This is a genomic window from Ruegeria sp. O5 (genome assembly GCF_056535105.1).
The window spans coordinates 1-11397 of the sequence record NZ_JBQERN010000014.1; the positions used below are offsets into that span (position 1 = coordinate 1).

Genomic DNA, 11397 nt, shown 5'->3' on the forward strand with positions numbered 1-11397 from the left:
TACTGGAAGATTGCCAGTTCCGCGTCTCGTCGCGTGTGCCACGACCTGCGCCAGATCAGCTCTGCCTTGATGGTCTTGAAGAAGGTCTCGAGCAAGCCGGCTACATTGCAGCAAGTCGTAGCTATTGGTTACTCGCCCTAGCCGGAATAGGGGGCATCGGTCCATTTATGTAGCCGGTGCAATGGTCGGGTAACGAGATCAACTATTTCGATCTTTCCTATAAGTTTGCCCAAACCGGCGCAAATCGTCACGCGGTCTCCCCCACATATCAGGCTCGAATTCGCTCTCAGCGCCTCTGAGCGTGATGTTCTATCATGGATCCGTGCCAACACGGCACCGAATGCGGCAATCGTAATGCAGGAGGATCAATTCTGGAGGGCGATCCGTTTCCCGGGAGGGATGGAGCGATTTAACGGACGGGATTTCGTCTTCAATTTCAAATACATTCCAACCAGCAAACCCGATGTCGTGCGCTGGTACCAGTTATTGCAAGCACGTCGCGCATTCTTTGATGGAGAATGTGCCAAGAACACCGTGTTGCGCGCGGATTACGCCGTAATCCGGTTTCGGTCAGGGATAGCCCCAGCGGATTGCGTCACTATAGTATATTCTAACAACGAGTTCCTAATCGGACGAGTTTTGCCGCAGGAGGCAGACAGGGTCGACCTTCAACGGACATAAAACCTTTCAATACGGGGATCTACCATCATGAAGTGCATTATCTGGCATTTTCGCACAGTACTTTCTCGCATTCTCTGACACCTTATTAATCTTGATAAGTATCGCTTATCGTGTTTATTTGATTTTGCTGAAAAATGCACGCAGAATAGGTGCCATGAAGCCCGCTGTCCCCTATCTCCCGGCCGCCTCCCCTGCCCTGTCCCAAGCCGATCAGGCGGCGCTGACCGATCTCTATGTCCGCGGCACCCCGGCCAACACGCTGCGGGCCTATGAGCGCGACCTGCTCTACATCACCGCCTGGGCCAATGTGGCCTTCAAGAAGCCGCTTGAGTGGCCGGAGCGCCAAGACATCGCGCTGGCTTTCATTCTCGATCACGCCCGGAATCTCAATGACGCAGCGCCAGATGATCGCGCTCGCCGGACCGCGGAGGCTCTGATCAAACAAGGCCTGCGCAAGTCCCTCGCCTGCCCGGCCCCGTCAACGCTGGACCGGCGCATTGCCTCCTGGCTGGCCTTTCACCGGATGAAAAACCTCGCCGCGCCCTTCGATGCTCCGCAGGTGAAACAGGCGCGGTCCAAGGCGCGGCGGGCTGCAGCCCGGCCCCCTGCCCCAAAATCGCAGCACCCGATCACCCGCGATGTGCTGGAGCAGCTGCTGGCCACCTGTCGCGGCTCTCGCCGGGATTGTCGCGACCGGGCGATCCTGATGCTGGGTTGGGCCAGCGGTGGGCGACGACGCTCCGAGATTACGGCTCTGATGCGGGAAGATGTGTCCTTGAAAGAGTTCGAGACCAAGGGTCTGGTGTGGATCTCACTGCTGGAAACCAAGACCACGAGCAAGGGCGACACCCCGCGATTGGTGCTGAAATCCCGCGCGGCACAGGCGCTGGTGCATTGGATTGAGGTGGGCCAGATCGGGGATGGGCCGCTGTTCCGGCCCATCTCCAAGGCCGACCACGTGCTCAAGCGCCGCCTGTCCCCTGATGCGATCTACCAGATTGTTCGACACCGACTGAAACTGGCGGGGCTGCCTGAAGGCTTCGCCTCGCCCCACGGGCTGCGCTCGGGGTTTCTGACGCAAGCCGCATTGGATGGCGCCCCGATCCAGGCCGCCATGCGCTTGTCCCTGCACCGCTCCATGGCACAGGCGCAGAAATACTATGACGACGTCGATATCGCAGAGAATCCGGCAACGGACCTGTTGGGGTAGACGGTTCGACCAATGCCGTAAGATCAATCAGGCTGACGACTTGCGTGCCGGTCCCCTGCGCCCTCACGCCTGATTTTGGAACGCACAAAGGACGGCTTCGAAATCACCAGAACGTAGGAATACAAACCCGGTAGACTAACTCTCGGATTCTAAGTTTCTTACCACCAAGAAACCTCAATCAAGGACCCAACCAACCCGGCATCGCACAGCCTGCGGCTTGCTGGTTATTCTAGAAAACTGTGCAACCGCAGCCGATCTCATACCGCCCGGTCTTATGGTGTCAATCTTACTGCGGCCGGAACAACCTTCTATTGCATCATGGCAGCTCGAATGAAAAGCTTAAGCATAATTGGTGTTAAGTGGGTAAATCGTTTATGTTTGAAATCTTGTTGCGTGGAATACTGCTTTTTCCATTACTCATTTTGCCCGGTGCATGGATCGCGTTTTCTGGATTACTAAAAAATGTGGACCTCTGGGATCGCCTTGGGCTTTCGTTTGCCCTCTCAATCCCAATGTCTTGCGCACAGTTTCTAGCCTTGGCGTATATGGGGGTTGGTACGGACCACATTCCTTGGGTTATCCTGATAACAAACTTGGGTGCGGTATGGTTAATCGCTCGATCTTGGCAATGGGTACCTATCCAAGGCTATCGTCAGATTATTCCCGGCGCATTGGTACTGCCTTTAGCAGTGTTGATTATACATGCAAACGCACCAAACGTTTATCAATGGTCACACACATTTCTGCATGCCGATCTAATTTATGCCTTGATGGAGAACCCAACGGCACCAGAAGAATGGCAACTAGCCGGACTGGGTACGGGCTATCCTTGGTTCGGACATCTCCAACGGGTTTTGCTTACTCAGGTTCTCAACCAATCTCCAATAAGCGCCTATCTGTGGATCAACCCGGCAATGGCGTTTGGATTTGGCACTCTGTCCATTCTCGTCGTCAGAGCTGTTGGGGGCAGGGTCGTGGCAATGTCTTTGGCACCAATCATCGCCGCCTTGTCAACAAACCCAATCGGTGTACTGGCCAAACCCATTTCTTCATCACTTTGGAGTGGAATTGAACGTTTTCACTTTCTGATGGGAGATCCACGTTATGATGCTACCGGCTTAAAATTTCTTTATCTGAACACCAACCAGGTCGGGTTGATTCTTCTGCTAGCATTGTTGCTCACAATTCTGCGTTCGGGCTCGTCGCAAAACCTTAGAGCAACGGTTCCTATATGGCTAATTTGTCTAGTTGGAACCGGGCTCGTTTATCCGCTCTATCTTCCGTCTGCAGCGGTATTCCTAGGGGCTGCTGGCATTACATGGATGGTTGACAGAACCAAAAACCTCAAAGAACGCCTAAGAAATGTTGCGCTGCTGTATATGTCTGTAGTCTTGGCAGCGGCTTGCACATATTTCCTCGTAACATACCAAACAGGTGATCGCATTACGGGAGCAGGGATCGAACTTAATGTCCCGGGGCAGATTTGGCGTCATGCCGTAGCCACCATAACCGCACTTTTGATCCCTATTTCTGCGTGGCTGTATTTTTTGACTAAAAGATGCCCCATACCTCGTGGACAGCTCATTTTCTTGTCGATTGCAGCAGTTACTTCAAGTTCCATGGCGGTACTTCTGCATATCCCAAATTTTCGCAACGAGTACAAATTTGTGATGGTTGCAGCAATATGCGGCCTACCTTTTGTAGCATTGTTGCTCGAGCGTCTTTGGCAACAGTCTAGAGTACCATGGACCGGAGCAATACTTCTTCTTGTAATCATCGTCGGCGGGGGCATGTCCGTCTACCCAAGGATGAAAACTGATCAAGCACCTTTTGAGATTAGTTTCTCAAACTTAGATCAAAAACTGTCGGACCCCGCAGGGCTGGGCGACGCCCTGACTGTCATACGAGAAAAAACAGAACCCGGTACGCCGACTTTAGTTGGGCAAACCGAGCTGCATGTCACGCCCTTCACACGACGTCCAGTGTATGTCCTTTACAATGAAGATGCTCAGCTAACCGGACTGGGGATGAGGAACGGATACCTTCTGTATGATGTCAAAGGCTTTGATCCTGCCTTGCTAGAATCCAGACAAAACCGCCTAAACACCTTTCTGAACACTGGGTCAGTTGAGGCAAGGGAGCAGGCCTACCGCTCAATTCGCAATGAGCTGGGTAAACCTTTGGTGGTTTTATCGGAAAGAACAAGGCAATTCTCACTATCGTCGTGGATGACAAATCGTGACGCAGAGCTTCTACACGAAGGCGTTCGTTATTCGGTCTGGTATCTCAAATAGCAACCCCCGGTTCACATAATTCCTCCCGATTGCATCTGCATACTCTCGCCCAGTGTTTCGCGCGCGAAACATCAGGTGCTGCGTGCGTGTAGCCAGGTTCTCAGTTCCATAAGAAATTCTTCAGACATCCCTTGGCCGGACAGGGTGACTTGTGAACCGTTTCGACTCTGTTTCAAGTGAATGTCACCGAATGTCTCTTTCGAAACCGTCTCGGGAGCAGGCGATTTTGCATCCCTTGATGACAGGCTGTTTGCCGCGCAGGTCAGAGCCGATATCTCAGTTTCCGATGTCTCGGGCGCGACCCCTTGCAAGGCTTTGGTGATCAAAGCAGCCGCTTTCGACTCCTCCTTCAAAACCTTCGCAATAGACAATCCCAGCCGCTCAGGGATGGCAGAGGCAAATCTCAAATGGCCGTCCAGCGCGTGATAAATCGCCACGAAAGACCCGATCTTGGATCGTTTGGCCCGGCTGGCCGAGGCAAACAGCCCGCGCAGGGCGGCGGCTTCATCCGGGTAAACGCCCTGCTCTGCCGCGCGTGCTACGATCCGGGCGCGCTCATAATAGCTCAGCCCGACGCGGATCTCATTTTCCTCGACCATGGCCACGTAAGCGTCAGATGCGCTCTGTGGTTGCCTGAGAAACGCACGCACGGTTGCAAAGCGCGCCTCACCCGTCTCATGCACCAGCGCCCGCAGCGCTGTCATCCGACGCCAGCCAGAGATCAGCCCATAACGCCCTTCCGGCAGCTCCACGACCTCAATCGGGGTTTGCTGACCGCGCGCTTTCAGGCTTTCCTTCAGCGCCTCCATATCCGCGTCATCTGCCGCCATGCGGTCGCGTACCAGGTAGGTTTCCTCGATGGAATCCAGCGGCAGGTCCTGTACCAGCCGCCCCTCGGCACGGGCCGCACGCAATTCTCCGGACAGCTCCTCCAGTGCCGCCTGAGCCGCCGTGGCTCCGGCCACCTGTGCAACCGGAGGCGCAGCGCGGGGCGTATCCGCAGGAAACATAGGGTTCAACCCGGGGGCAGGGCGGGTGTCTTCCAGATAATCCGGCCGGGCAGGGGTCAACCGTTTGCGTTTTGCCATCACATTCTCCTTTTCCAGCGCAGATCAGACCCTGTTTCGGGCGCCACTGATGTGTTTCGCGCGCGAAACATGATCACCTTAGCGCCAGTTCCGGCGTTCCCGCCGCTTCGGCCTGCTGCGCCAGTTCCTCACCTCGCCAGACGCCAATCAGCAGCTTCTTGAATGAGGCATAGGTGGCATCAAAGGTTTCCCGCCCGCGCACATAGGTCTCGCGGTTGAAATCGCGGTAATCGGCCTCGTAGATACCGTTGACCTGTTCCCCCGCCTGCCCGATCAGCGCCGTGTAGCCCTGCCAATGCGGCGACAGGGTGCGGCCCAAATAGGCTTGCATCAGCCCGGCCAGCTCGGCCTGTTGGCTGCCGTCATAGCGGGTGATGATTGTGCGCACTGCGTCCCACTGAAAGGCCATCTCGGGCCGCCCCAACGCGCGGGCCGCCATGTTCTCTCCGTCTTCGATGGACTGAAACGTGGAATGCAGCATGTCAAAGAACCGCCCGGTGGAGTCGAATTCCAGGAACGAGGCCCCCATGGGCACCAGCAGGATATCCGAGGCCGCAAGCCCATTGATCGTCAGATAGCCAAGAGCAGGGGGGGTATCGATGAAAATGATATCGTAATCGTCCAGCACCCCATCTTCGTCCAGCGTATCTGTCAGCGCATCCCACAGCTTCCAGCTGCGGCCCTGCATTCGCCAGACGGGGATCTGGAACTCGGCCCAGTACAGGTTCAGCTGAGCGCCGATCAGGTCGATATTCGGCCAATGGGTGGTCTGGATCAGATCGCTGCTGCGGACCTTCAGCGCTTCGGACAAGGTGTCGTCGATCGGATGCGGTGCCTCACCCCGATCAAGCCGCCCCTGATTGTCACGGCGCAGATGGGTGGCGTAATGACGGGCGAGTAAGGGGAACACCGTCTGCCATTCATCGCTCACCTTGCCGCCAAAGATCGACGTCATCGAACCCTGACTGTCCAGATCAATGACCAGCACCTTGTAACCATCCAGGGCGGCAGACATGGCGAGATGCGCGCAGGTTGAGGTCTTGCCAACACCGCCCTTGAAATTGGCGACCGAAACGATCTTGGCAGGTAGCCCGTTGGGCCGGTAAGGGCGGTACTCCTTGGCTTTGGACCCCTCCGAGGCAAAATGTGCCCGCAGCCGCAGAACCTCATCCAGCGTGAACCACTTGGCCCCACCCTCGGTTTCGGATTGCCCCTGCGGCAAGTCCGGGTTGCCCTTCAGCACGCGCCGAAAATGGGCGGGTGCAACAGGGATCAGATATTTGGTGATTTCCCAGGTTGAAAACAGGCGCAGCTTCTTCTGACCGTTTTCCTCCAGCCCCCGGTTTGCCAGATCACTGCGCCCCCGTGCACACGCATCCGCGATTTGTGAAAACTCACCCGTGCCGGTTGGATTTCCAAGTTCAGCATAAGCCAGATCCGGATCAATATTGAAATAAGGGGGAAGCCCCTCGGAGGTTGCTGCTCGCATTGAAAACCTGCCTATGTGCTATGTTTTGATCAATATACCACAAAAGGAAGCATGTGGAAGCATTATGAGCACAAAACCGGATTTTCTAAGCAAAATTAAGGAGTAACTATCGATTGAAACACTGGTTTTGAGTGTCCGGCAAAAAAATATCCAGTTAGAATCCTGTTATTTTATTAGTTACGGAGAAATCCTGATGACTTTAAGTATAAGAAAAAAAAGAGGTTTTTGTATTTTTGAGCATTCATAGTGAATCTGATCCCACGTTCAAGCGACTCTGATCCCACGTTCAAGCGACTCTGATCCCACGTTCCGGCGGCTTTACGCGTCCTGTGGATAACTCTACGGTAGGCGTCAATAAAACCACGAACAAAGATTCGGGCAGGACATATGGGCAGGGCAGTATGAGCGGGTCAGGGGCGTTGTTGCCCGACCGGCACCCAACGGGTGATTTTTTTGTATGCGATATCTTCGATGCGCTGCCCAAGACAGATATGGGCTCGATGGAGCATCCGATGTTTTCGCTCTCGACCCGGCCGGATCGCCGGATCCTCAATTACGAGCATAACGGGGTCGAGATCACGGTGACGCCCTCGGTGCGGGGGCTGGCGACGATCCACGACAAGGACATCCTGATCTTTTGCATCAGCCAGTTGATGGCAGCGATCAATGCGGGCCGGACGGTCAGCCGGGTGTTGCATCTGAAGGCGCATGATCTGCTGGTGGCCACCAATCGCGAAACCAGCGGCGATGGCTACAAGCGTCTGCGCGAAGCGTTTGAGCGGCTGGCAGGCACCCGGATCACCACCAACATTGTCACCGGCGAGAAGGAAACCACCACCGGGTTTGGCCTGATCGAAAGCTGGGAAATCGTTCGCCACACCCGGGCGGGCCGGATGGTCAGCGTCAGTGTGAAACTGTCGGACTGGCTGTTTCGCGCGGTGCTGGCGAAATCCGTGCTGACCCTCAGCCGCGATTACTTCCGCCTGCGCAAACCGCTCGAGCGGCGCATCTATGAGCTGGCGCGCAAACATTGCGGTCGTCAGCCCGAGTGGCGGATTTCGGTCGAGGTGCTGTTGAAGAAATCGGGCTCGGCCTCGCCCCGGCGGGTGTTCCGCAAAATGATCCGCGACATGATCGCAGCCGATCACCTGCCCGATTATGAGATGATCGAAGAGCCCGGCGACCTGATCCGCTTTTCGCGCCGTGGCCAGGTGGTCGAGGGACCGGACAAACCGATCCTGCCGTCACAGGCGCTGGAGGAAGCCAGGGCAATGGCACCGGGCCGCGATGTCTATGCGTTGGAAGCGGACTGGCTGGCCTATTGGGCCGCGTCCGGTCGCCCGCAGATCAGAAACCCGCAGCGGGCGTTTCTGGGCTATGTGGCCAAGAGGGTCGCCGGGCGGGATTAGGCGCTTAGCTGGAATAGGCGGGGTTTTGTTTCTGCACGCGTGTCTTCACGGCTTTGACAGCACCGATGACGATGAGAGCAGCAATGATGAACAGCCAGCCGAAGAGGACATAGCTGCCCAGAGCCATAAGGATGGACGCACCGGAGAACAAAGCAAACCCGCCGGCGCACAAGCCGACAAGAATGGCTATTCCGATAACTCCGATCATGTTCTCCAAGTCCTCCGGCTATGGTCTTGGTCTGGCCAGCCCTCAAGTGGTTGCAGTTCAGCCATTGGGCAGATGCCCATAATGATTTCGCGGTGAAATCATGGCAAAACTTTGAACTACAGAGGGTTAAAATTTGGTTATTTTTACCGGGAGGAGCTTTGCTCCACTACTCGTGCCACACCGCTTTATAATTTATTGAGACATAGGAATGTCTGAGAGGATAGTTTCTCAAAACTTTTGTGACAGCAATATGGAACGCCCGCACCCCTGAAAATGTGCAAAGGTTCGCCTATGGCACCGCTCTGTCAATCCGCGGTTGCTTGGATGGAATGCCAGATGAACGTGCGTTTCGGTCACCAAATGTCAGGGGGCTGAGGGGGTCACATCTTGACCAGACGCCCGTCCGTCACCCTGATCCCCGCTTTTTCAAAAACATTGCGCGTATCAAAAACCAGCGCCGCTTCGCGCGCGACCAGACCGTAATCCGGGGCGCTGTGATCGGTGATCACGGCCACCGCCGCATAGCGTTTCAGGTTGTCCGCCGTCAGCGGCTGGGAGGTTCGGCCTGCAAGTTGCGGATATTCGCCGCCTTCGGGCAGGCGGGGGAAATACGGGTCGTGATAGTCGACCTCGGCCCCCAGTTTTTCCAATTCGTCCAGCAGCACCAGCGCGGGGCTGCGGCGGGTATCCTCGACATCGCGCTTATAGGCGATGCCCATCAGCAGGATGCGCTGTCCGGTCAGGGGCTGCCCGGTCTCGGCGATGGCCGAGCCGTTACGCGCCGCCAGTTCGGCCGCCATCCGTGCCGCCAGCATGGATGGCACGGCGTCATTGCTGGTACGGGCCAGATTGATCAGCGGCGTATCAGATCCTGCATCCGCGGCGCGCCAGGCCAGATAGGCCGGAGACACCGGGATGCAGGCCCCACCAATTCCGGGACCGGGATAGAAGGGCATGAAGCCAAACGGTTTGGTGGCCGCGGCCTCGATCACTTCCCAGACATCCACGTCCATTGCTTCAAGCGCGGTCTTCAACTCGTTGACCAGCGCAATATTGACGGTGCGAAAGCTGTTTTCGACCAGCTTCACCGCTTCGGCTGTGGCGGCCGAGCTGACCGGAACGGCGCTGGTGACGATAGCGCGGTAGAAATCCTCGACCAATTGCCGCGACAGCGGATCGTCGGCGCCCACCACCTTCGGGATGCTGTGCGTGTCGAACTTGTCATTGCCGGGGTCTTCGCGCTCGGGCGAAAACGCCAGGAAGAAATCACTACCCGCGCGCAGACCGCCCGCCTCAAGGATCGGCTGAACCAGTGTGGTCGTGGCACCGGGCCAGACGCTGCTTTCCAGCACCACCATCTGACCGGGGCGCAGATGCTGCGCGATGGTTTCGGCGGCGGCGGCGACAAAGCGCATGTCCGGGTCTTGTGCATCGGTCAGCGGTGTCGGCACGCAGATCAGGATGATATCGGCCTCGGCCAGTGCCGCGGCGTCCTGCGTTGCGCGGAACCTGCCGCTGTCTACCGCTTGTGCGATCCGGTCTGACGCCAGATACGATATGACCTGATCGCCCTGATTGATCCGTGCCACCCGGTCAGGGTTGAGATCAACGCCGGTGGTATCGAACCCCTCATCATAGGCGGTCAGCGCCAGCGGCAGCCCGACATAGCCCAGCCCAACCACAGCAACCCGCGCATCGCGCGCCGCGATAAGCTGCTTGAGGGAAAGATGGTGCGAGGTTTCGTAGTTCATAATCTATCCTGATCGTACAAAGTCAGACTGAAATCAAAGGCAGGACGGGCAGCAGGAAATTATCCTTTCTTAACGGATAGGCAGGAATCGGAGCGAATCCAACTAATTTGTCGGCCTTGTATCGGCGGGTCGTATAGTGTTTCAAAAAGGGCTTCAATTATTGGCATTTTACTTAATTGTTCATTTTTTGAAGTTGGCTTCCAGATAGGGTCGCGTGGCTTCAAGCCCGGCTTTCAGATCATAAGCGGGCTCATATCCCAGCCGTATGCGGGCATGATCGATCTGGCATTGTCCCGTACCCGAGAATAGCTCCAGCATATAACGGTCAGGATACAGTTCGTTTTGCCGGGGCAGCCGTTGTGTGGCCGTTTGGACCAGTTTTTCGAACCGGTCCCGACCGATCCAGGCGCGCGCTATGGTACTGACCCGTGCAGCCAGCGACTGTGTGTCTGGTACTTCGCCCGGCTCTTCATCGGGCAATCGGGCCCGGAGTGTTTCCTGGGGAATGAGCCCGATCTTCCCTCGGCCAATGATATCGGCATAACCGGACAGCAGGGCCGACCAACTGACGGGGGTGGGGCCCGAGATGATGAACCGCTCTTGCTGCAGGTCTTCCGGCGCGGCAGCGCACAACATGGCCTGTACCAGATCGTCCACAAATACAGCGTTGCACAGCCCTTCCGGTTTGGGCAGCACCACGGTACCAGCGGCAAGCCAGCGGGTCAGCTTATCTGTCCAGAGCATGCTTCCGGGCCCGTAAACCAGTGTCGGCTGCAGGATCGCAGCGGGGCAGTTTCCCTGCAACAGAGCCTGCTCCATCGCAATCTTGGCGCGCCGATATGGGTCAGCCTTGCCGTTTGAGATCGGGGAGCTCTCGGTCAGGTTTTGCTGCGGCCATCCGTCATAGACAACGATAGAGCTGGCATGAACGATTCGTCCGACCCCGGCTTTTTCTGCGGCGGTTCTGAGGGTCTCGAAGGTGGCAAGATTATCCGTTGCCGTAGCGCGCATGTCATAGGCAAGATGGTATAATACATCCTGATTACGCAGGGCCTTTTCTTGTAAGGCGCGATCCCCTGCCGTTCCCTGTATGACCCGTGCCCCCATCGCGCTGAAGGCTTGCCGACCATGGCGGTTGCGCAACAGGACGGTGACCCGGGCACCGGCATTGATGAGAGCCGGAACAAGTCGCTTGCCGATAAACCCTGTCGCCCCTGTCACGAAGACGGCCTTGCCGTCGAGATGATCTGGTCCGGTGGCTGTCATA

The 11397-nt window shown here is 56.6% G+C and carries 8 protein-coding genes; 3 read left to right on the forward strand and 5 right to left on the reverse strand.

Going from position 1 to position 11397, the window contains the following annotated elements:
- The first annotated feature begins 835 nt into the window (after positions 1-835).
- A complete protein-coding gene (locus ACR0M3_RS15565) occupies positions 836-1891 on the forward strand; it encodes a tyrosine-type recombinase/integrase (protein WP_480529108.1) in 1056 nt (351 codons plus the stop codon).
- Between the two features lie 374 nt (positions 1892-2265).
- Entirely contained in the window at positions 2266-4185 is a 1920-nt protein-coding gene (locus tag ACR0M3_RS15570) for a hypothetical protein (RefSeq protein ID WP_480484465.1), read from the forward strand.
- 71 nt (positions 4186-4256) lie between these two features.
- On the opposite strand, the gene ACR0M3_RS15575 is transcribed toward ACR0M3_RS15570, so the two are convergent.
- Positions 4257-5273 (reverse strand): ParB/RepB/Spo0J family partition protein, encoded by a 1017-nt coding sequence (locus ACR0M3_RS15575; protein ID WP_480911578.1) that lies wholly within the window; start codon positions 5271-5273, stop codon positions 4257-4259.
- Positions 5274-5346: 73 nt separating this feature from the next.
- Positions 5347-6762, reverse strand: coding sequence for an AAA family ATPase (locus ACR0M3_RS15580; RefSeq protein ID WP_209599307.1), 1416 nt, complete (start codon positions 6760-6762; stop codon positions 5347-5349).
- A 401-nt stretch (positions 6763-7163) separates the two neighbouring features.
- On the opposite strand from ACR0M3_RS15580, the gene ACR0M3_RS15585 reads away from it, so the two are divergent.
- Entirely contained in the window at positions 7164-8171 is a 1008-nt protein-coding gene (locus ACR0M3_RS15585; RefSeq protein WP_209507478.1) for a replication initiator protein A, read from the forward strand.
- Between the two features lie 4 nt (positions 8172-8175).
- Here the strand turns inward: ACR0M3_RS15585 and ACR0M3_RS15590 are convergent, their stop codons facing one another.
- The 3 genes from ACR0M3_RS15590 to ACR0M3_RS15600 form a co-directional block, all read right to left on the reverse strand.
- Entirely contained in the window at positions 8176-8379 is a 204-nt protein-coding gene (locus tag ACR0M3_RS15590) for a hypothetical protein (RefSeq protein ID WP_480484468.1), read from the reverse strand.
- Between the two features lie 380 nt (positions 8380-8759).
- Positions 8760-10130 carry a nucleotide sugar dehydrogenase gene (locus ACR0M3_RS15595; protein ID WP_480900679.1) on the reverse strand — a complete coding sequence of 457 codons (1371 nt, stop codon included), beginning with the start codon at positions 10128-10130 and terminating at the stop codon, positions 8760-8762.
- Positions 10131-10310: 180 nt separating this feature from the next.
- The gene (locus ACR0M3_RS15600; protein WP_480911580.1) at positions 10311-11396 is read right to left on the reverse strand and encodes an NAD-dependent epimerase/dehydratase family protein; all 1086 of its coding nucleotides are present in this window, start codon (positions 11394-11396) and stop codon (positions 10311-10313) included.
- Position 11397 lies beyond the last annotated feature (1 nt).

Excerpts from the sequence above, each read along its gene's own strand:
- ACR0M3_RS15565 (WP_480529108.1), top strand. The coding sequence starts at position 836 with ATGAAGCCCGCTGTCCCCTATCTCCCGGCCGCCTCCCCTGCCCTGTCC.
- ACR0M3_RS15570 (WP_480484465.1), top strand. The coding sequence starts at position 2,266 with ATGTTTGAAATCTTGTTGCGTGGAATACTGCTTTTTCCATTACTCATT.
- ACR0M3_RS15575 (WP_480911578.1), bottom strand. The coding sequence starts at position 5,273 with ATGGCAAAACGCAAACGGTTGACCCCTGCCCGGCCGGATTATCTGGAA.
- ACR0M3_RS15580 (WP_209599307.1), bottom strand. The coding sequence starts at position 6,762 with ATGCGAGCAGCAACCTCCGAGGGGCTTCCCCCTTATTTCAATATTGAT.
- ACR0M3_RS15585 (WP_209507478.1), top strand. The coding sequence starts at position 7,164 with ATGAGCGGGTCAGGGGCGTTGTTGCCCGACCGGCACCCAACGGGTGAT.
- ACR0M3_RS15590 (WP_480484468.1), bottom strand. The coding sequence starts at position 8,379 with ATGATCGGAGTTATCGGAATAGCCATTCTTGTCGGCTTGTGCGCCGGC.
- ACR0M3_RS15595 (WP_480900679.1), bottom strand. The coding sequence starts at position 10,130 with ATGAACTACGAAACCTCGCACCATCTTTCCCTCAAGCAGCTTATCGCG.
- ACR0M3_RS15600 (WP_480911580.1), bottom strand. The coding sequence starts at position 11,396 with ATGACAGCCACCGGACCAGATCATCTCGACGGCAAGGCCGTCTTCGTG.